The organism is Pseudaestuariivita rosea (genome assembly GCF_017592335.1).
GTDB lineage: Bacteria > Pseudomonadota > Alphaproteobacteria > Rhodobacterales > Rhodobacteraceae > Parasulfitobacter > Parasulfitobacter rosea.
Window position 1 is genome coordinate 1 of the sequence record NZ_JACNMP010000005.1, and the last position, 21,443, is coordinate 21,443.

Annotated in this window: 20 protein-coding genes; 10 read left to right on the top strand and 10 right to left on the bottom strand. The window is 52.3% G+C overall.

What is annotated here, in order from left to right; all coding sequences use genetic code 11:
• Positions 1 to 505 precede the first annotated feature (505 nt).
• The gene (locus H7848_RS05095; RefSeq protein WP_208348649.1) at positions 506 to 883 is read right to left on the bottom strand and encodes a hypothetical protein; all 378 of its coding nucleotides are present in this window, start codon (positions 881 to 883) and stop codon (positions 506 to 508) included.
• A 687-nt stretch (positions 884 to 1,570) separates the two neighbouring features.
• Here H7848_RS05095 and H7848_RS05100 point away from each other — a divergent pair.
• The 9 genes from H7848_RS05100 to H7848_RS05140 all read left to right on the top strand — a co-directional run bounded on the left by H7848_RS05100 (position 1,571) and on the right by H7848_RS05140 (position 13,096).
• Positions 1,571 to 2,677, top strand: coding sequence for a DUF4123 domain-containing protein (locus H7848_RS05100; RefSeq protein ID WP_208348651.1), 1,107 nt, complete (start codon positions 1,571 to 1,573; stop codon positions 2,675 to 2,677).
• 41 nt (positions 2,678 to 2,718) lie between these two features.
• Positions 2,719 to 4,566, top strand: a complete 1,848-nt coding sequence (locus H7848_RS05105) for a hypothetical protein (RefSeq protein ID WP_208348654.1) — start codon at positions 2,719 to 2,721, stop codon at positions 4,564 to 4,566.
• Between the two features lie 15 nt (positions 4,567 to 4,581).
• Complete coding sequence (locus H7848_RS05110; RefSeq protein ID WP_208348657.1) at positions 4,582 to 4,881, top strand: hypothetical protein; 300 nt, start codon at positions 4,582 to 4,584, stop codon at positions 4,879 to 4,881.
• Between the two features lie 163 nt (positions 4,882 to 5,044).
• Positions 5,045 to 5,332, top strand: a complete 288-nt coding sequence (locus tag H7848_RS05115) for a hypothetical protein (RefSeq protein WP_208348660.1) — start codon at positions 5,045 to 5,047, stop codon at positions 5,330 to 5,332.
• Between the two features lie 11 nt (positions 5,333 to 5,343).
• Positions 5,344 to 5,643 carry a hypothetical protein gene (locus tag H7848_RS05120; protein WP_208348662.1) on the top strand — a complete coding sequence of 100 codons (300 nt, stop codon included), beginning with the start codon at positions 5,344 to 5,346 and terminating at the stop codon, positions 5,641 to 5,643.
• Between the two features lie 395 nt (positions 5,644 to 6,038).
• The gene (locus tag H7848_RS05125; RefSeq protein WP_208348665.1) at positions 6,039 to 7,583 is read left to right on the top strand and encodes a type I restriction-modification system subunit M; all 1,545 of its coding nucleotides are present in this window, start codon (positions 6,039 to 6,041) and stop codon (positions 7,581 to 7,583) included.
• Positions 7,580 to 8,830 (top strand): restriction endonuclease subunit S, encoded by a 1,251-nt coding sequence (locus H7848_RS05130; protein WP_208348667.1) that lies wholly within the window; start codon positions 7,580 to 7,582, stop codon positions 8,828 to 8,830. The genes H7848_RS05125 and H7848_RS05130 overlap by 4 nt, the downstream gene beginning before the upstream one ends.
• Positions 8,827 to 10,002 carry an AAA family ATPase gene (locus H7848_RS05135; protein WP_208348668.1) on the top strand — a complete coding sequence of 392 codons (1,176 nt, stop codon included), beginning with the start codon at positions 8,827 to 8,829 and terminating at the stop codon, positions 10,000 to 10,002. Before H7848_RS05130 ends, H7848_RS05135 begins: the two co-directional genes overlap by 4 nt.
• Positions 9,995 to 13,096, top strand: coding sequence for a type I restriction endonuclease subunit R (locus H7848_RS05140; RefSeq protein ID WP_208348669.1), 3,102 nt, complete (start codon positions 9,995 to 9,997; stop codon positions 13,094 to 13,096). The genes H7848_RS05135 and H7848_RS05140 overlap by 8 nt, the downstream gene beginning before the upstream one ends.
• Before the next feature lie 60 nt (positions 13,097 to 13,156).
• On the opposite strand, the gene H7848_RS05145 is transcribed toward H7848_RS05140, so the two are convergent.
• The gene (locus H7848_RS05145; RefSeq protein WP_208348670.1) at positions 13,157 to 13,564 is read right to left on the bottom strand and encodes a hypothetical protein; all 408 of its coding nucleotides are present in this window, start codon (positions 13,562 to 13,564) and stop codon (positions 13,157 to 13,159) included.
• 3 nt (positions 13,565 to 13,567) lie between these two features.
• Positions 13,568 to 14,806 (bottom strand): hypothetical protein, encoded by a 1,239-nt coding sequence (locus tag H7848_RS05150; protein ID WP_208348671.1) that lies wholly within the window; start codon positions 14,804 to 14,806, stop codon positions 13,568 to 13,570.
• 213 nt (positions 14,807 to 15,019) lie between these two features.
• Here H7848_RS05150 and H7848_RS05155 point away from each other — a divergent pair, with 213 nt between their 5' ends.
• A complete protein-coding gene (locus H7848_RS05155; RefSeq protein ID WP_208348672.1) occupies positions 15,020 to 15,316 on the top strand; it encodes a hypothetical protein in 297 nt (98 codons plus the stop codon).
• Here the strand turns inward: H7848_RS05155 and H7848_RS05160 are convergent.
• Genes H7848_RS05160 through H7848_RS05190 form a run of 7 tightly spaced genes read right to left on the bottom strand, consistent with a single transcriptional unit; the run spans position 15,274 to position 21,415 of the window.
• The gene (locus H7848_RS05160; RefSeq protein ID WP_208348675.1) at positions 15,274 to 15,840 is read right to left on the bottom strand and encodes a lysozyme; all 567 of its coding nucleotides are present in this window, start codon (positions 15,838 to 15,840) and stop codon (positions 15,274 to 15,276) included. The genes H7848_RS05155 and H7848_RS05160 overlap by 43 nt on opposite strands.
• 13 nt (positions 15,841 to 15,853) lie before the next feature.
• Positions 15,854 to 16,045 carry an antitoxin Xre/MbcA/ParS toxin-binding domain-containing protein gene (locus H7848_RS05165; RefSeq protein WP_208348678.1) on the bottom strand — a complete coding sequence of 64 codons (192 nt, stop codon included), beginning with the start codon at positions 16,043 to 16,045 and terminating at the stop codon, positions 15,854 to 15,856.
• Between the two features lie 16 nt (positions 16,046 to 16,061).
• Entirely contained in the window at positions 16,062 to 16,205 is a 144-nt protein-coding gene (locus H7848_RS05170; RefSeq protein WP_208348680.1) for a hypothetical protein, read from the bottom strand.
• Positions 16,202 to 16,570 carry a hypothetical protein gene (locus tag H7848_RS05175; RefSeq protein WP_208348681.1) on the bottom strand — a complete coding sequence of 123 codons (369 nt, stop codon included), beginning with the start codon at positions 16,568 to 16,570 and terminating at the stop codon, positions 16,202 to 16,204. The genes H7848_RS05170 and H7848_RS05175 overlap by 4 nt, the downstream gene beginning before the upstream one ends.
• Before the next feature lie 17 nt (positions 16,571 to 16,587).
• Complete coding sequence (locus tag H7848_RS05180; protein ID WP_208348683.1) at positions 16,588 to 17,622, bottom strand: hypothetical protein; 1,035 nt, start codon at positions 17,620 to 17,622, stop codon at positions 16,588 to 16,590.
• Positions 17,619 to 20,825 (bottom strand): TipJ family phage tail tip protein, encoded by a 3,207-nt coding sequence (locus H7848_RS05185; protein ID WP_208348684.1) that lies wholly within the window; start codon positions 20,823 to 20,825, stop codon positions 17,619 to 17,621. Before H7848_RS05185 ends, H7848_RS05180 begins: the two co-directional genes overlap by 4 nt.
• On the bottom strand, positions 20,822 to 21,415 hold the full coding sequence (locus tag H7848_RS05190) for a tail assembly protein (RefSeq protein ID WP_208348685.1): 594 nt from the start codon (positions 21,413 to 21,415) through the stop codon (positions 20,822 to 20,824). Before H7848_RS05190 ends, H7848_RS05185 begins: the two co-directional genes overlap by 4 nt.
• Positions 21,416 to 21,443 lie beyond the last annotated feature (28 nt).

The following is a 21,443-nucleotide window of genomic DNA, read 5'->3' on the forward strand; positions in this document are numbered from 1 at the left end:
TCGCCTCCGATTACGTGGCCCATGCGGCGCAAACGGTTCGAACGGCTTACGCGGCCCCACTGGGGCCACGGTCCATTCTCACTCCATCCTCGCCGCCACCGCCCAGAACCTCCGCAAACTCGCAAAGCTCATCCCGGCTTCACAAAAGATATCCGCCATATGACCAAGATCTCGGCTGGGCAGATACCAAGGACAAACCCAAGCATTCAAACCGTAGAGTTTTTCAACGGAATAAGCCCAGACCGGATGTTCGCAGTATCATATCATGTCGATCCACGGACATACCCAGACACAGACCTCGGAGGTCTACACAAAAGGAGTCGAACGCTGGAAAATGGTCGCCGATGCGATGCGGAAATTAGAGTCGATAGAGTGGTAAGTGTCCCACGGTCAATTATTACATGGGACAGGTTTAATAATAACCTATTGAATTACAAAAATAATATTTTTTAAAATGGAGCGGGCGATGAGATTCGAACTCACCACCCTTACCTGTCTCTGAAAACTATTGGCTGACTTGCAAGGTTCCCGATGCAGCTTGTTGGCAGGCAGTTTGAGCTAGAAATTCAGTATGTGCCCTTTCGCCCTGACCATTTGCGTTCAAGCGGACATAGTAAGGCTTGAAGCCAACATATGCGCCAAAGCTATTTTTACCGTTCACTTCGCCACAAACAACAGTGCCGCCTGTAGCCATACGATAAACTCTTTCATTTCTGAATTGAGCGGCGGCAGGGTCTTTGAAGTTGAGGCCTACTGTCAATGTATTTCGCGCCGTTGCCAAAGTAGTTTCGTTTGCGACGATCGGAGTAACCTGCACAGGTGTTGGTGGTGGACCGCAGCTTGCAACAGTTCCAATTATTAGCAGAGCAAAAATTCGTTTCATTGTATAAACCCAAGTTACTGTTCAAAGATTGGTTACGTATCAATCCTGACGAAAGTTTGGCCAATAAAAGGTATCGGTCCTTTTGCTTGCTAGACCTTAAGTGACTTCGATGGCCATTGAACTGTCGGACCAGCCGTTATGGGGAGGGATTCGCGCCTATATTGTTTGTGATAAAAATACCGCAAAATTTCTACCCCATTGTACACCCCAGCACTCAGAAAAGCAAAAAGACCGCTGGAGCAGTCTCATGCTAACCAATTAGTTTTTCTGTATTTTTTGGAGCGGGCGATGAGATTAGAAAATCCTGATTTATTTAATAATATCAATAGCTTTATGTCCCACAAGCGCACTATAATCGCTCTAATGAAATCAATAGGTTACAATGGAGCTGTCCCACGATAATCAGCTACATTTAGACACTTGAACCATCCGACAACCAAGCTCTAGGCCGATCCATGCCACATATTTTTCAATCATTATGCCTTTATAACTGATACACTTTTTGCAGGTATAATTCAGGCGGAAATTCAGCTCATAGCTGACAAGCTCTTGGCAAGACTGATCTTATCAGAATAGATTAACTGAGTTGGTTATTTGCAGAGGACTTATTTGATGAACACGCGTGAGGCTCTGACATAACCTTATCAGTTTAAGTTCCAAAAAAATTCTGAGAGATTTAACCAGTCCATGATCGACTACGATGGCATAAACTTCAACCAGTGGGATATGGCAACCGAGCCACAGACGGCACCCGACAGCCCCGGCCTAATCATCGAAACAATCGATGGCGTTGAACCGCTGGATGATCAGTTTGGGGTTGATCCCAAAAAGACCGTACCTGACGCGCTCTATGATTCCCTCTTCGGCCAGCCCACCCCAACCGCAGCCGAATTTCAGGCGGTCAGTGGCGGCCGACTGCTGCACACCTACGCCATTCTCGATGCCGCCAAAGTACCCAATCTGCCCGAATTGCTGGCCAGCTCTGACCTTGAGCATAGCTGCCTCTTCAAAGGCCAGGCCCAGGACGACCTCGGACATGCCGCTCCTTGGTTGGTCAGAATGCTGGAGGACAGAAGACTCACACGAAATTTATTCACCCATGACGAAAAAACAAACGATGCTATGGGGTATCAATGGGCGCGGGAACCTGGTGTTTTTGTCCGTACAACTGCGGATTTTGAAGCTGTCTGGAAACATTTTCGTAGATTTACAAAAGTGCAGGCTGAAAACGGAAAGTGGCATTTCTTCCGGTTTTATGATCCCGCAGTGGCATCTCCATTTTTTGAACACAACCGCCTGGATACTTCGCTTTGCGATACGTTTTTCAAATCAAACGATATCACTATTCAAAGCTTGATCTCTGTGCGCGGGCTAACTGGTAAAGCGGATATTTTCAAACCAACGGCTTCAGAAACATCCATAAAACGCCCACCTCATCTAACCCTAACGGATCAACAACTGATCCCATTCCGCATGACGCAAGCCGACAAAGACATAACCTCGATGGCTCAGAATTTGCGCCAGGACTTCCCGAACGAACTGCACACCCAATCCGATACACAGCTACACCAAGCAATTAAGACATCAATCAACCGCATGACGGCTTACGGCTTTCGTCAGAAAGAAAACCTTTATATTCTGGCTGCATGGGATCTGTTTCTTGGCAAAAACTTCGAAAGCCGTGAAGAAACTGGAACCCTTAAATCAATCTTGGAAAACGACACGCCGGAAACGGTGAAGATGCAGAAACTCAAATCCCTTCTAGGTCAATCCCATTTGGAAAGAAGCTCATAATGCAGCCCGGAGACATCCTGACACGAACCGAGCACACAGCTATGCGCAACGCAGGCGAATTCGGTTGTCCAACACAGAAATGCGGCCGAGCGCTTGGCGTTCAGTTTTTCTATGACGATCCACTTCAAACACCGATTGTCGGTTTGGAAATCGATCTTCAGGACGCACAGGGAAATGTCCTGATCCCGAGTATTCCGACTGAAACCCCTATGGCGCGGGGTATGGAGGATGGCACACAACATGTTGCTGAGGTGCGACAGGACCTTGGCGGTGTAATTCACGGGGAGGTTCCTCTTTCAGCCGGAGCATCCGTTGCAACCACAAATCCGTCTCAAGACATCGAGAGTGCTGCTGATGAGGCATGGGAGATCGAAAAGCAGATTGTCGGCAATCTGTGGGACTTCGAGCAACAGATGAAAGCCGCTTTCGCTGAATACGTGCAGGAATGGGAAGAGGAAGGCTGGCTGGGTGCCGGCGGTGATTTTGTAAGCGGAATCGGCTCGGGCATCGCTGCATGGTGGAACGGCGAGAAAGAATTCTGGGGATCGATCTGGGGTGCCCTGCGCAGTACAACAGCCGTTCCCGTGACACGACCGGTTGTCCCGGTCAGAACTGTTTCGTCAGCTCGCTTACCTGGACAGATGGGTGACATCCCGCGCGGTTATGAAACCAATATGTTGGATCATATGGCGCATATGGACCATTTCCATCGGACGGGTGAGAATGCCGTGCCGGGGATCCATGGCGACTATCCAGGTCAACAACCGCCGCCACCCGAGACATCAGACGGTCGTAGCTGGGGCGATATCCTTGATGCCGGCGTCGAGATGGCCAAACCGTTGGTCGAACTGATGCGGGCCATGCTGACCGGCGATATCGATGAGATTATGGCGCGCATGCGCGATTTGCGGCCGCTTGAAAAAGTCGGTGGTGTTATTGGCGAATTTGCAGCTGCTCTGCGTGAGGCACTGGACAGAGGCGTCATCTGGCTCGGCAATATGATTGAAATGTTCCGCCGAACGCCGGTGTTAAACTTGATCTGCAACACGATGATGCGGGTCATCACCATGATGACACCCAATTTCTGGGCCAAAGCTATGGGGCAACTCGTGGGCTTTATCATCCCGGAAGTGATCATCACAATTGTCTCAAAGATCATTGCAGCGCTTGCCAGTGTAACAATCGTTGGTGCCGCAGCGGGGGCCGCCCTTATCGCAGCGCGTTTTGCCCGGATCGCAGACATGGCCCGAAGTGGCATCAAAGCTGTACCACACGTCGCTAAGGTTGGCACATTTGTTGATGAACTTGGTAAAATTATCAAAGACCTACCCAGACTGGCCGGTGCGCTTGGACGCAGCATCAAGGAACGTGCCGACGACATCTGGACAAACAGGCAACAGTTTTTTCGTACAAGTCGGTATTGGAACACCAAGTTGGATGACCTTGCACGACAAGGACATGGTCCACAGAAACATGAGGGCGATGTCACGGGCACACAATTATTCGACCGAGTTTATCGAGGTGTTGACCCTGAAACCGGCGCGATACGTCGAAATGCAAAAGGAAACATTATTGGTGTAGGCAAGCATTCAACCAAGTTTAATACACCTGCTGACTACGTTAGAGCATATGAAAAAGCGCTAAAACACCCTGATTATGATGCATTTGTTAAGTCTGCAGATGCTAGAGTTGAGATTACGGTTAAAATGTCAGATGTTTTTGGCTCGAGATTTCACTCAAGAATTTCAGGCTACTCGATTGTTTCAGGCAAAGTAGGGCAAAACCCAACTATAGCTAAAACAGCTTTTGGACCAGATACAAATATCATTGTACGATTTCGGCGCGAAAACGGTATCATAAAGTTAACAACTCTATATCCAAATCCATAGATCTTGGAGCAAAAGATGAGCTTGAATGTATCAGCACGTATGAAAACTTTACTTGGATCATACCGCCCCGAAGTTTGGGAGGTTGATGACATACCCGAAATAATTGCATCCTTTGGTGTCGAGGGTGTTTCGAAATTGCATGAAGAAGCTGAAGAGCTTCTTCGTAAAAAAAGAATTAATACAGAATTTATAGAAGCAATGACGGCTTGGGAGCTACCAAACGACAAAAAAGCGCGTGATTTTTTCATACAGTTTAGCCAGTTATTAAGCGGAAACGCAGACATAGTGCCTGATATTGCTGATTTTACTGACTGATTTCAAATGCTTTGCATGATTACAATCTTATCGCGAACATTTTGTATCAGCGAGGTTGATGCAGCCACTGAACTCAAAGGCCGCGCTAAGGTAATCGACGGCGACACTCTTCAGGCAGTCCGTACTTGCTAACTACGTATCCAAATCCGTGAAGAGAATTAACATGGCGAACAGTAATCAAATATCAAATAATCTGAAAAACCTACTCAGCTATTTCGACTCTAACGCTTACTATCCAGATGAGGTGAAAGAATACATTATCGAGTGCTCAGATGATAAACGGCAAGAATTAGAGCTAGAGCTGAAGAGAATGATTTCTGGCTCGGGTGATGTCGCCAACATTTTAGAAACCAATACTGGTTTTGGTATAAAAGATCAGAAAACTGCAAAGAAATTTTTTGATGATTTAAGAATACACCTTTTTGATAACGGCCCCGTTCCTGAGATTTGAGATGGCTTGCTATGATATCAGTACATCTTCGCACACTATTGAGCAGCTATCACCCAAACTCCTTTGCCCCGAACGGCATTGGTGCTGACGTCGAGCCATATCTAGCCGCTTTGAGCCAAGACGATATAGATGCGCTTTATGAGGAAATGAATAAGCTCTTGAAGGATAAGAAGGTGGACAAAGAATTCATGGAGCGCGCTTTAGGTGAAAATCTTTTGGATGAGCAGTCTGCCATCAAATGCTTTAGTGAATTAAGAGATTTCTTTTGCGGTAAACGCTCTGAGCCTGACATTGCCGTGTACTTTGAATGACCAGAAAGTGCTGACTGTCTGTCAGAATGTAAACACTTCTTGGATCATGCTATGTCGATGGAAACAAACTCGCGGCATCAGTAATTGCAAACAGTAATACCGTAGATTGCCCAAGATATTTGGGTGGTGGTATCGGCAGTTTGAAACGCCAGATTTAAGGCGGTTTATTCGACAGGCGCCATATTGTTAAATGTTCGGAAGACTGGCATTCACCGGCGACGCGAACGGAGTATCATTTTGCAACAAAAGCGGACTTTGGCTTCTAGTAGGAAAGCCAAGTTTAGACTTTAATCAAGCAATAAGGTTTTGGACGTCGTGACCACTTATGACGATAAGCGAAAAAAGCGAAATTGACGACTGGACTGCTGAGCAAGAAAAAAAGAAGGGGAGCAAAAATGACAGGTCAGCAACGAGCCGAGGCTCTGCGCCGAGAAATCTGGCAAATTGCCAACAGGGTGCGAGGAGCGGTTGACGGCTGGGACTTCAAACAGTTTGTCCTGGGCGCACTGTTCTATCGCTTCATCAGCGAGAACTTCATCAGCTACATCGAAGGTGGTGACGACAGCATCAACTATACCGGTATGGCCGACACAGACATCCCCGATGAAGCCAAAATCGATGCGATCAAGACCAAAGGATACTTCATCTATCCAAGTCAGCTTTTTGAAAACGTGGTCAAAACAGCAAACCAAAACGACAGCCTGAACACAGACCTGGCCGAAATCTTTACAGCGATTGAGGCCTCGGCCAATGGCTACCCATCCGAGCAGGACATCAATGGTCTCTTTGCCGACTTCGACACCACCAGCAATCGCCTTGGCAGCACGGTCAAGCAAAAGAACGAAAGGCTTGCAGAAGTCTTAAAAGGGGTGGCTGGCTTGCCGCTGACATTCGAGGAAAACAAAAACGACCTCTTCGGCGACGCTTACGAGTTCTTGATTTCAAACTACGCCGCCAACGCTGGTAAGTCGGGTGGTGAGTTCTTCACGCCGACGCATGTGTCCAAGCTGATCGCGAAACTGGCCATGCACAAGCAGACCAACGTCAACAAGATCTATGATCCAGCGGCGGGTTCCGGATCGCTGCTTTTGCAGGCCAAGGAGGAGTTCGACAACCACATCATCGAAGACGGCTTCTTTGGGCAGGAGATCAACTACACCACCTACAATCTCGCCCGCATGAACATGTTCCTGCACAATATCAACTACGACAAGTTCAACATCCAGTACGGCAACACGCTGGAAGATCCGCATTTTCAGGATGACAAGCCCTTTGACGCCATCGTATCGAACCCACCGTATTCAGTGAAATGGAAAGGCGCGGATGATCCAACCCTGATCAATGATGAGCGCTTTGCGCCCGCCGGTGTTCTTGCCCCAAAGTCGAAGGCGGATTTCGCCTTTGTCCTTCATGCGCTGCACTACCTGTCGGCCAAGGGCCGCGCTGCGATCGTTTGCTTCCCTGGTATATTCTACCGTGGCGGGGCAGAGCAGAAGATCCGCAAGTATCTGGTCGACAACAACTTTGTTGAAACGGTGATCGCGCTCGCGCCGAACTTGTTTTTTGGCACGACCATCGCGGTGAACATTCTTGTGCTGGCAAAGAACAAGACTGACACGGCCGTTCAGTTCATCGATGCCACGGGCGAAGAGTTCTTCCGCAAAGGCACGAACAACAACTTCATGGAAGACCGGCACATTGCCGAGATCATGAAGATGTTCGACAACAAAGAGAACGTGCCTCATGTAGCTGAAACCGTCCCCTACGATACGATTGTCGAGAAAGACTATAACCTGTCGGTCAGTGCCTATGTTGAACCCAAGGACACCCGCGAAGTTGTCAATATCAAGGAGTTGAACGCGAAGCTGGTGTCCACTGTCGCCAAGATTGACCAGCTACGCGCAGACATCGACGCCATCGTTGCGGAGATCGAGGCATGAGCGATCTAAGCTTTCTGGAAAAGCTTCTGGATGGGGCTGCGGTCGAGTGGAAATCTGTTTCTGATATCTTCCATGTCAAAAACGGGTATACGCCGAGCAAGAGTAACAAGGCGTTCTGGGAGCATGGCACGGTTCCTTGGTTCAGGATGGATGACATCCGTGAAAATGGCCGAGTGTTGAGCCAATCGCTCCAGAATATCACTGAAGATGCAGTGAAGGGGGGGAAGCTGTTCCCCGCGAATTCGATGATATTTGCCACCTCGGCAACCATCGGAGAGCACGCACTGGTCACTGTTCCATACTTGGCAAATCAGAGGTTTACCAACCTCGCTTTGAAAGATGAGTATACAGAAAGTTTTGACCGTAAATTCTTGTTCTACTATGGTTTTTTGCTGGCAGATTGGTCCAAGAACAATACGACGAAATCCAGCTTCGCATCTGTAGATATGGACGGTTTTCGCAAGTTTCCTGTGCCCATCCCATGCCCTGAGGACCCAGAAAAATCGCTCGCGATCCAAGCGGAGATTGTTCGGATTTTGGACAGCTTCACCGAGCTGACAGCCGAGCTTAAGGCCCGTAAGCAGCAATACAACCACTATCGAGAGCAATTGCTAGACTATGAGGGCCAAGACGTTGAGCATTTGCCGATGGGTGACGAGCGGGTGGGATCCTTTACGCGCGGCGGCGGCCTTCAAAAGAAAGACTTCGCAGAGTCTGGAGTGGGCTGCATTCACTACGGTCAGGTTTACACCCACTACGGGACCTATGCCCACACAACAAAAAGCTTTGTTTCAGAAGAGTTTGCGAAGAAAGCTCGCATGGCAAAGCCGGGCGACTTGGTGATTGCGACAACGAGCGAGAACGATGAAGACGTCTGCAAGGCCGTCGCTTGGCTCGGCGATGAAGATATCGCGGTTAGCAGCGACGCGTGCTTTTACTCGCACAAGTTAAACCCTAAGTTTGTCGCCTACTTCTTCCAAACGGAGCAGTTTCAAAAACAAAAACGGGTTCACATTACTGGCGCAAAGGTCAGACGTGTGAATGCCGACAACCTAGCCAAGATCTTGATCCCTGTCCCTTCTGCCGAAGAGCAAGACCGTGTTGTCGAAATCCTCGACACGTTCGACACGCTGACCACATCGCTAAGCGAGGGCTTGCCGCGTGAAATCAAGTTGCGTCAGCAGCAGTATGAATACTACCGCGACCTTCTCTTGAGCTTTCCCAAACCCGAGGAGGCCGCGTTGTGAGCCAGACCCTCGAGCAGATCGCGGAGCATCTGCGAGATGCCAACAAAAAGGTGCAGTTGATCTACGCTTTCAATGGCACCGGCAAAACCCGTCTTTCCCGCGCCATGAAAGACCTGATTGCCCCCAAGCCTGAAGAAGGTGAGGATGGCGAACCGTCTCGCGAAAAGGTGCTGTATTACAACGCGTTCACGGAAGACTTGTTCTACTGGGACAATGACCTTTTGGGCGATGGTGAGCCCAAACTGATGATCCAGCCGAACACTTTCACTGACTGGATTCTTGGGGAGCAAGGCAAGGGCAATGAGGTAATTGCGAACTTCCAGCACTATACGAACAAGAACCTGACACCCGTCTTTTTGGAGGAAGACGGGTCATCGGCGGGTGGAAAAACCTATCCGTCGGTGTCTTTCTCCATAGCGACCGGAGATGACGAAGCTTCGAGTGGGATCAAGATTTCAAAAGGTGAGGAAAGCAACTTTATCTGGAGCATCTTCTATACCCTGATCGACGAGGTGGTTTCGGTTCTAGCTGTTCCTGAGCCTGCCGACCGGAGCACCAATCAGTTCGATAATTTGGAGTACGTGTTCATCGACGATCCAGTGAGCTCGCTGGATGACAATCATCTGATTGAGCTGGCTCAGAACTTGGCGACATTGATCAAGATGGCTCCGCAAGATGGGCCAAAGTTCATCATCACCACTCACAACCCGCTGTTTTTTAATGTTCTTTTCAACGCTCTTAAGAAGGGGCTGAAGTATCGGCTTTCCCACAACGACGACGGAACCTTCTCGCTTGAACCGCTACGAACCGATAGCCCTTTTTCCTACCATCTTCATCTGATTGAGCGGTTGAAGTCGGCCTCAGATGCCGACGCCTTTGAAAAATATCATTACAATTTCTTGCGAAATATCTTGGAGAAAACTTCGACCTTTCTGGGGTATGACGACTGGTCAGAGTTGCTGCCAAAGACGGCAGACGGAACCAACGATGCATACTTGAAGCGCATCGTCGATATTTCGAGCCACTCAAAACACTCTGGTTATGAACTGGCGGAACTCTCACAAGACGACAAGCGTGTCTTAGGCTTTCTTCTGGGTGCTACGGCCAACAAGAAATATGAGTTTCCTGACAGGTATCAGGTGCCTTTGAGGGACGACGCGCAAGATGATTGAGCAGACGAAAACTATAGCCGAAACGAAGAATTTCATCGTCCTCGACAAGTATACCAAGGAGTGGGACGCCGCTGATCGGTACCAGAGCGAAGACGATCTGGAGCGCGAGTTAGTGCAGGATTTGGTCAATCAGGGCTATGAGTTCCTGCCCGCCCTGACGAATCCAGACGCGATGCTTGCCAACGTCCGAGTGCAGCTGGAACAGCTGAACAACGTCACGTTTTCAGATGATGAGTGGAAGCGTTTTGTGGAGACCTACCTCGACAAGCCTAGCGACGGCATCGTCGACAAAACCCGCAAGATTCACGATGACCACATCCATGATTTCGTTTTTGACGACGGGCGCATCCAGAACATCTACCTCTTCGACAAGAAGAACATGGCCCGCAACAATCTGCAGGTGATCAAGCAGTTCGAGCAAGTCGGTACGCACGCCAATCGCTATGACGTGACGATCCTGGTCAACGGTTTGCCATTAGTGCAGATCGAGCTGAAGAAGCGCGGCGTTGCGATCCGCGAGGCGTTCAACCAAATCCACCGCTATAGCAAAGAAAGCTTCAACAGCGAGCATTCCCTGTTCAAGTTCCTGCAGCTCTTCGTGATTTCGAATGGCACGGATACCCGGTATTTCGCCAACACGACCAAGCGTAACAAGAACAGCTTCGACTTTACCATGAACTGGGCAAAGTCCGATAACAGCTTGATCAAAGACTTGAAGGATTTTACAGCGACCTTCCTCCAGAAGCGTACGCTGCTGAACGTTTTGTTGCAGTATTCGGTTTTTGATGCGAATGACACCTTGCTGGTCATGCGCCCTTACCAGATTGCCGCGACAGAACGCATACTGTGGAAGATCAAAAGCTCATATGAAGCCAGGAAGTGGCGAAAGCCGGAGGGAGGAGGCTTCATCTGGCACACGACCGGCTCTGGCAAGACTCTAACAAGCTTCAAGGCCGCGCGGTTGGCGACCGAGCTGGATTTCATCGAAAAAGTGTTCTTCGTCGTGGACCGCAAGGACCTCGACTACCAGACCATGAAAGAATACCTGAGGTTTTCACCTGACAGCGTCAACGGCTCTGACAGCACGGCCGGGTTGAAGCGCAACTTGAGCAAGGACGATAACAAGATTATCGTCACAACGATCCAGAAGCTGAACAACTTAATGAAATCGGAGGCTGACCTGCCGGTCTATGGTGAGCAAGTGGTCTTCATTTTCGACGAATGTCACCGCAGTCAGTTCGGCGAGGCGCAGAAAAACCTGAAGAAGAAGTTCAAGCGGTTCTATCAGTTTGGCTTCACCGGAACGCCGATCTTTCCCGAAAATGCCCTGGGGGCCGAAACGACCTCAAGCGTGTTTGGGCCTGAGTTGCATTCCTACGTGATCACTGACGCTATTCGCGATGAAAAGGTACTGAAGTTCAAGGTCGACTACAACGATGTGCGCCCAAAGTTCAAAGCCATCGAAACAGAGCAAGACGAGAAAAAGCTCGGCGCCGATGAAAACAAGCAAGCGCTGCTTCATCCAGAACGTATTCGAGAAGTCTCTCAGTACATCCTGAACAACTTCCGTCAAAAAACACATCGGATGCAGGCAGGAGGTAATGGGTTCAATGCCATGTTCGCCGTCAGCAGTGTAGAGGCGGCAAAGCTCTATTATGAAACCTTGAACGCCCTGCAATCCGATAGCGAAAAACCGTTAAAGATCGCGACGATCTTCTCGTTTGCAGCTAACGAAGAGCAAGATGCGATCGGGGACATTCAGGATGAGAGTTTTGATGTGTCAGCGATGAATAGCAGCGCGAAGGAATTTTTGAGCGCCGCAGTCGAAGACTATAATGCCTTTTTCAAGACAAATTTCAGTGTCGATAGCAGTGGTTTCCAAAACTACTATCGCGACCTTGCTAATCGCGTTCAATCGAAGGATGTCGACCTACTCATTGTCGTTGGCATGTTCCTTACGGGCTTTGATGCTCCAACGCTAAACACCTTGTTCGTCGATAAAAATCTCCGCTACCACGGATTGCTACAAGCGTTCTCGAGGACCAACCGAATCTTCGATGCGACTAAGAGGTTCGGCAATATCGTCGCGTTCAGGGACCTTGAGCAAGCCACCGTTGATGCGATCACGTTGTTTGGTGACAAGAACACTAAGAACGTCGTACTGGAAAAAAGCTACGACGAGTACATGAATGGTTTCGTTGACGAGGAAACTGGCGCGGCGCGGCGCGGCTTCATTGATGTTGTGAACGAGCTAACCGAACGCTTTCCCAATCCGGATGAGATTATCAAAGAAGAAGATAAGAAGGAGTTCGCGAAGCTTTTTGGTCACTATCTTAGGGTAGAGAACGTGCTTCGGAACTACGATGAGTTCTCTGCATTGAAAGCCTATCAAGGTCTGGATGTACAAGACGCTGATGCTGTCGAAGAATTTAAGCAAAGGTACTACTTGAGCGACGATGATCTCCGTGACCTAGAAGCAATATACCTGCCTTCAGATAGAGCAATTCAAGACTATAGATCGACGTACAATGACATTCGCGATTGGCTGCGACGTGAGAAGTCATCAGCTGGGCAAGAACAGAGCAATGTCGAGTGGGATGACGTTGTTTTCGAGGTGGACCTTCTGAAATCTCAAGAGATCAACCTGGACTACATCCTAGAGCTGATCTTCGAGAAGAATAAAGAGGCGAAGAGCAAAGGAGATCTAATTGAAGATGCGCGCCGTGTAATTCGCGGTAGTCTTGGTCACCGAGCGAAAGAAAATTTGATCGTTGATTTTCTCAATCAGACTGACCTCGACCAGGTTGATGACAAGTCGGGTGTGCTGGAAGCATTTTATTCCTATGCTCAAGCCGAGCAACATAAGGAGGTCCAGGAGCTTATAAAGTCAGAGAACTTAAATTCTGACGCCGCTAAGCGTTATATTTCAGCCTCTATCAGACGTGAATTTGCAAGTGAAAACGGTGCTGACCTAAATACCATACTTCCTAAAATGAGCCCATTAAATCCGGAGTTTCGCACTAAGAAGAAGAACGTCCTTGAAAAGATTTCATCCTTCGTCGAAAAGTTTAAAGGGGTGGGCGGACAAATCTAGTAAGTTCGGGGAAGTGTTCAAACCTCACACACCATAACGCCTAAACTTGGATCCCTTTTGCTACGGTTTTGAAAAAAGATCATTACAAAACAGAAGAAGTAACGTTCCAACAGCACCATCGACAATTGCGAAGTAAGTATTAAGCCTTTGCCAATCCCAGTTCTCAGCACCTGTAATATATCTATATGGACCTAGTGCTAAAGCCGCACAATACACTATGAATAGTAGAACAACGGCAAATACATATACAAAGCCAACCTCATTTATAACATCTACGCGCCCTTGATTTGCTACTATCCAATTTGACACAGTCACTGCATAAGCCATTGTGATTGGTAAGCTTATTTCAGCGATAGCAACTTCTTCTTGAAATGCTTCGTCAAAATAGAAGAATAAAAGTCCGCTTAATGCACAGTGCATGATTAATAATGCACAAGCCAACGTACCTGAAACATATCCTTTTTTCATAATTCACCCATTTGGTGATACATCATTCAACACTTCGTCAAACGTTTGAAAATGCTTCGCGATGTTACCGGCGCCTCTATCACTTAAGTTCACTATACCTGGTTGATCCAATGCGCGGACTGCATCATTAAATGCAGCCATCATCTCAAGTCCTCCTGCGGAAACTGCTAATGCTTGCGCGTTCAACCGTGCGCTGTTTGTATTCGATCCTGAAGCAATGCGAACTTTTGATGCACATTCAGTGGCTTGGGTAAGCGAATTTAATAGACTTGATCGCCCAAGTCGTCCTAAGTCAGAAAGTACGGTGCTATCGCCTCTTTTTTGACGTCCTGCAGCTGCAATAGCCCTCAGGACAGTTGTAGACAGACGTATGCAATGATCGTGAAGATCAAGGTCGTTAGCTGCGGCAATCGACTGATCCGCTTCCCTGAAGGACTGTTCAAACAGTCTACCGCTGTAGATAAGAAGCAATTCTTCAATCGTTCTTTCATGCAATTGTCGTCCACGGATTGGACGGTCGCTAATATCTCTAAGTATTTTATTGAGGATGCGTGCATGTTCCTCAACATATTGAGAATGTAAAGTTGAGTCTGACAAGCTTTCGCCAATACTACCCAGATATTCGAATACTCTAAGGACTACTGAGGGGTCTCCTTCAGCTACATAACTGATGTTCCTTTTAAATGTGAATACAAGAGCCTCAAACTGATCTGCAGTGATCTCATCGTTGGTCAAAAGGAAATCAATCTGCTTTTGCATCGCCCGAAGCCGAGCCATTTGATCATCACTTCGACTAGTTGAAGGAGTAAACGGAAAGCTTTCCCGAAAAAACCTATTAAGATTGTTAACAACACGCAGATTTATGCGTTTTTCGTTACCCTGCACAACAACCCTAGAAATAGGAACATAGCGCAGCGGTTCGCCCTCTACACTTTTAATCACGCCCCAAACTAGTAAGTCATCAAACTCGAAGTTAAGGTTTTTTATTATTTCTGGTTTGAGATTCACCACAGACGTCTCACCGCGCCCGCTGGATTTCGTATTCCAACTATGAAGAAACGGAGAGAATTCACTATCTGGTGGAAGATTTGATCCTACAAATAAGCTAAGATCGATAGTCACTTCTTGAAAACCCGAACCCACTCCTGCGACAGAACCCGTCAGCCGTAGATCACGATCTTCCGCAAAAAGTGGAGATGTAAGCATGAATACCAAACAATAAAGAAAGCTAATTCGAAGCATTATAAGACCTGAAAAGACACGAATTTACAATCTGTGATTGATATTATCAGCCATCACCCTGAAATTTCAAGTAATAAGTGTATTTATCCGTTTTTTTCCAAACACTCCCTCTCATACGCCCTATTCGTCTTCACATCTTTCGCGAGGTTCTCGCGATCATGCTGGATGCGATACTGCAGCACATCCTCTGACGGAAAGACGCGGGGTTCTTCGATGTCGCAAAAGAACGGCCCGCCTTGGGGCGGGTTAATCCTGTCGCAGCCACTCACGAGCGGCGTCAAGAAGACTGTCGTCAGGCAGGCGATCCACTTGGCTGTCACGGGCTTTGTCCTTTTCGATGTGGGTTTTGCGGGCGTCCTGGGCGGCGCGCTGGCAAGCCTGTTCCCCGGCGGTGTAGCGGGCGTTGCCGAAGGCCCAGAGGCCGCCCAAGAGGATAAGCGCCAGAACGAGGATGAGCTTGATCCGGGTCATGACGTGGCCCCTTGCTTGGCCAGCAACGCTGCGATCTGATCGCGAATGTCCCGCTTGACCCCGCTGGCGAAGATCGGGCGATAATCTTCGGTCAATCGTGTGATCTCCAGCACGGTGCCGTCGTTCGACCACTCCCCATGGAAGAACAGATCGCGTTCCTTTTCCCGGCGGGGAAGGATCTCGGCCGGTCGTCGCCAGTTCATAAAAGCCTGGCGCGCGCCGTCGATGTTACCCTCGTTCCAGAGCCGCACCCAGGTGGCGCGATGAACGCCGCCGGTGTTGAAGTCAAAGGACAGCGCGGCCGCAAACTGCGCCTCATTTAACGTGCACAAACGGAATTCTCGGCGTACGCGGTCTGCGTAGCGCTGCAGCGACCAGACATAGACTTCAAGACAGCGTTCCAGCGAGGCCGGGTTGTCCTTGTAGCGCGGATAAACCTGATGCCCCGAGGCATTGGTCAGACCGATGCTCCAGGTCCAGACACCAACGCTGTCGCGATAGGCTTGCCGCACAAGGGCTTCATGATGCGCTATCTCTAGCGCAACTTTGGCAGTGATTTGCATGGGGGGAGATTCCTCAGAGGTAGGCGTCAGAATGCAGACGATCCATGATCGCCCAAAGCGGATCAAAATCGCCTTTAGCCATCAGTTCGGCAGGTGCTGTGCCCCTAAGTTGCGGGTGTGGGCTTGTCAGCCAAATGCGGGTTTCGTCTTCTGTGTAATAATGGCCGAGTTCATACCAGAGGTTTCGATCACAATCTGTCTTCATCTGCGTGTCCTTTCTGTCAGCCAACCCACATTTCCCAAAGCACCGTGATCAGCACGAGGACCAGGATGGCGATGATCCAGGCGCGGCATTCTTCGCCCGCCAGCTGGCGCAGGCAGGCCCACAGGCTGCGGTGATGGTCATCGTCTGGTCTATCGCTCATTTCCCACCTCCGATGCGCTTGGCCTGGGCTTCGACGAGGGAGACGACCATGCGGGCGACGGACATGCCGACGAGGCCTGCCAGAAAGCCGCTGGTCATATAGAGATCGGGGCCGGTGTCGAGTTTGAGGCCCGCACTGGCGAGCAAGGCCAGCACGATAGGGCCGAGGTAACTGGCGGCAATGGCGCCCGAGATCACCGAGATCACACCATCGCGCAGCTTGCGGCGCTCGGCCATGAACCAGCGATAGAGGCCACCGAAGGCGCCAGCCGAGACCGCGCGGCCGGTTTCTCCGGTGAGCCAGGTCAAGACCGCCAGCCCGCCCTGGACCAGCCGATCCCAAAGGGTCGGATCATTGAGGGACATGTTTTCGGGATCCTTTCTCAGTATTCACGCCACCAGACATTCGGCGTCCGGTTGAGGCGGTAGTACCATCCAGGGGGCACCACATAGGGACCCTGGGCTATCATGTTGATATGCGAGTTTGAGCTGCGGTCTAAAGCGGACTGACCGATAATCGTGAACGTGACCCCGTCATGCGAGATGTAAAAGAAGTTGGGGCCATCATTGTCGATGCGGGATTCATAAATTGACACATATCGCGGCCGCGCCCAGGTGTTCTGGTAGACCGTCCCGCCCGTGCGTTGTGCTGTGACATCCTGCACGCCACCGGGATCGCCGGGCTGACGTGCGTCAAAGGCCGTCCCGACCAGATTGGCATCCATGATCCCCGGCCCGGTCAGCGCTTCGGCCTCGGCAACCGTCGCCTTCGGCCGATTGCCGTCATGCCAGACGTCATGGCCATTGCGCCGGAGAGTAGAGCCACCACTGACATTGATGACGCCATTGCCTTGCTGGTCGATCACCAAGGCCCCATCGGCCCCCTGATTGCGATTGATCGAGGCCGCCGGGGTCACACCCGCTGCGTTGGCCGAGTAAAACCGGATCGCCGTCCAGAGGTTCGTGGTCAGCGCGGTGCCGAGATCAAGGGTTTGCCGCGTGCCAAAGACGCCCGCCACCCGCGCCGCAATCGCCTGAGCCACGCGCAGGGGCGTCATCAGTTTGCTGCTGATCACGCCCGCCTCAGCCTCGGCCTGAGTGGCGCGCGGGATGCGTTCGGCGGCAAACTCACCGCTGGTGATCAAAGGGGCACTGCGCAGGAAGGGCGCGACATCGGTGATGCTGTTGGTCTGGGGGTTGTAGCTCACCAGCGGGATATCCCCGGACCCGGTGAAGACCATCAGCCGGTTTTGTGTGGGCGTCTGTTCCTGCACCCACAGCAAGCCAGGCACGGCATAGCTGGGGCGCGTGGGGCCACTGTGCCGGGCGTGGATGGCATCGCGCAGCTGCATCAGCATATCGGCCAGCTCAATGCCCGAGGTGTCGGGATCGATGACCCCAAAATCATATTGCGTCATGTTTGAACTCTCCCATAGCCTTTCGCGACCCAATCGAATGTGCAGCTCACCCCCTGACCGGTGTCATCGACAAAGCGTTGCGTGAAGCCCGCCCGGCTGACCCCGGACCTTTCACTGACCGCGCCCGAGGGCAGACCCTGGCCGGTCACAGTGATCGCAGGCTTTTCCCGGAAGGCGGGCGTGAAGGGCACAAAGACCCCGGCCGGGGGACAGGGCACATCATCGCCCGCCTCAATGCGGTCGGGCATGTCGATCTCAATGGCGGCACTGTCCACGCGCACGGTGGCCTGCGGACTTGTGGTGGCCATCAGGATCCGGAACTGGAACCCGCGCGCAGCATAATCGCCCACGTAGAAATCCGCCCACTCAGTCCAGACCGCGGCCAGATCGGCAGGATCATCGACGGTAGTGCGCAATTGCAGCCGGATCGACCAGGCGGTATCGGCGACCCCGGTCAGGCTGTCTACATCGCGCAAGCGTTCCCAACTGGAGATCGCATTGGTCTCGCTGAACCCGAACGCGCGCAGCCGGGCGGACAGACGCGAGGCATAGACCTCGGTCAGATCGACCCTCTCGGCAAAGCTGTAACTGCCTTCGGTGATATCGCCGCCATCGTGGCGCAAGATCAACGATCCTGCCTCGATGACGACAGGCCCGCTACGGGGGCCCGGAAAGGCTGGGGCCTCATCCAGGGTTTTGACGACATTCAGCGCTTGCACGCAGCAGATCGCATTCTCGGCCGTGATCGCACTGCGGCTTTGGAAGCCAAAGATCGACACGGCCTTGACCAGATAGGTGCCCTGCAGGGCGGGCACCGACAGGCTGCGGCCGGGCACCAGGGGATCGACATCAACGGCCTGGGGCCAGCCACCGGGCAGCCCGCGCGCCAGGAATTTCACATGGTAATGGGCCACAGCGCCTGTGGCCTCAGGCCAGGCCAATTCGATCCGCTCGCCCACCGCCGTGATCCGCAGGTCCGGCACATCGCCCGGAAAGAGCAGATCGGGGCCGACGGAGAAGGTCTTTTGGGTCACGCCAGAAGCCACGCCCAGGGCGTTCTGCGCAGAGACAAAGACCTCGAAGGGGCCTGTCGCTGTCCCCTCCAGGGGAATGTCGATGGATTGCACACGGGTCTCGGCCACGAGCGCCCGCACCCCATCGGCCCCTTTGAACTCGACCCGCCAGGATAGCACCGTCGTACCGCCCGGTTGCTCCCAGGAGACTGTGGCCACCAGACCCGCCGGTTGCCTGCGATAAAAGAGGCGCGTCGCCAGGGCCTGGGGTGCGAGCGGGGGCCCCGTCACATCGGGCAGGAGATAGGGCGGTGGGTCTTCAACGCGCAGACCCTCTTCGATGCGCGCATATTTGTTCGGATCATCTTCGACAGCCACAATGGTAAAGAGATGCTTGTCTGGCGTGTTGCTGATCACGCGGAACAAGCGCGGCGGCAGATTTGTGGCCCAGAGAATAAAGACCGCGCCCGGCACCACGTCAGGCGGCAGAGGTGTGCTGAGTTGGAGCCTCTGATGCAGATTGCCCGGTCCGTCGAGGCCCAGAACCACATCCACGCGGGTGATGTCGCCAAGCGTTTTGGCGACCAGCAGTTCCTGAGAGGCGTTCGGGTCGACGAGCGCAGGCGCATCGAGTTCGACCTCTCGCCGGTCGGGGCTGATCGAGACCAGACGCCCGGTCATCCGAAAGCCACTGCGATATCTGTCCGAGATCAGAACACGGTCGCCCGGCCGGATGGCGGCATGATCAAACCCCGCCTGATAGGTGACACCTTCCTGCTGATTGATGTTGGTGTCGACCAGCCATTTGGCCTCGCGCAATGCGCCGCCGCGGCTGGTTTGATAAGGCAGACTGATGTCCACCTGCCGACGGTCAAACCTCTGAATGGCTTCAATGTTCTCATGCACCAGATTGGCCTTCAGCCGGTAGTGATCCGTGGGATCGCGATAGCTGGCCACAACGGCGGTCTTATGCGCAGCCAGCGCCGCCCCGGAATAGGTGAACGCGCCATCGACGACATTGGCATTGCTCACGAGTTTCACCGGATCGGAGGGCGCGTCCTGGACAGGCACAATCGCCCCCGCGCCCCAATAGGTCACGCCGCGGAAGGTCGCCGAGAGCTGTGTGACCACATCATAGGCCGCTTCCCGTGTCATCATCACACCATTGATCGTAAAGCGCGGCTCCTGTCCGCCCTGACCGTCATCGACCAGCGCATCGCAATACTTACCGATCTGATAAATCCGCCATTTATCGACGAGCTGTGGATCGATCCGCTCGCCCAACCCCCACCGGTCTTCAATGTAGACGGTATAGGTGAAGAAGGCCGGGTTATTGCTATAGGCGAGCTTAAAGGTGCCATCCCAGATCGTGGTTTCATCGTAGGTCCGGGTTTCTGGATCGTAGTTAATCGGCACCCAGCATTTGATGCCCTTCAGCCGATAGGACCGCCGGGGGATGCGCCCGCCAAAGGCCTGCGCCGGGACTGCTAGGGCGACATAGGCGGTGTTGGGATAGGTCAGCTTGGCGTCGATGATCTCGGCATAGGACACAAAGAAGGTATCATTCTGCAGCGCGGAGGACTCAGAGTCTGGCGTCTCGCGCACCAGGCGGATCGAGACTGGGCGGATGTCTGGCAGCTCAACGCGGTAGGCCCTCTGATAGCCCGAGGTGGTTTTGCCGCTGGTCGTATAGGTGCCAACGCGCTCCCAATTCCCGGCCCCGGCTTGCATATCAATGTGATAGGTGACCGAGGTGCCTTTCAGATCGCCATCGTCTTCCTGTTTGGTCAGCACCGAGAACCCGACCTTGATCCGGACGGCATCGACATCGGCCGACGAGATCGTGCGGGTGACAGGCAGGTCTTTGGTGAACTGCACCCCGACGTTGATCTCGTTCTCGACCTGGGCAAAGCCCGGCACCGGCTCCTGATCCGGCAGCCCCGTGCGCAGAAAGAACTCAACGCCCTCGACGGTGAACGTCCCGTCTGCACTCTGCAGCGGTGTGTCGTCGAAGTAGATACATTTGGCGGGGTTTTCGGGGTCTGCCCAACCCTCAATCGGCCCCTCGGAAACGACATCGATGATATAGGCTGTTGAGTCCGTCAGAAGGTTATCGGGCGCTTCTTTCGGCGTGCGGCTGGACCCGCCGCCCTTACCGCCGCCCCCTGCGCCACGAAGGGGCTTGGTCATGCGCGATCCTCAATATGGATGGCGGCCGAGGCGACGACCGATCCCACCTCGCATTCGCCCACCAGCACCGGCACCGCGACCCCCGGCGTGGTGACATTCGTCGCGCTGTTGAAGAGTTGGGACTTGGGCTGTTCCCGGTCATCGTAATCCGCCTCAATCGGCGGTGGGGCCAGCATCTGCGAGATGCCGCCCAGCACCATCGCCGCGCCCATTTGCGTGAGCGCCGCGGCAAAGGCCGGACCGACCCCTGGAATGAACGAGGCTGCAATCAGAACCGCGCCAGTGATGATCTTGCCGAGACCGCCGTCTTTCGCGCCTTGCGCGCGCGGCACGATATGCAGCTCGGTCTCCTCCGGGGCAAAAGCGATATGCAGCTCCTGGGGTGACTGATCGCGCCCGTCGACCTCGGCCCCGCGAAAGACCTGATAGAGCCGGTCCCGCACATGGGCCTCAAACCCCTCAACCAGGGTGCAGAGTGCGCGCACCGCCTCGGCCGGGGTGTCGATGGCCAAGCGATGTTCGCGACCAAAGGCTTTGCCCAGGGCCCCGTGTAGGTAGATGGTGCGGATCATCGGCAGAAAGCTTTGCACATTGTCTCTTGCGTTTTCATACTTATTT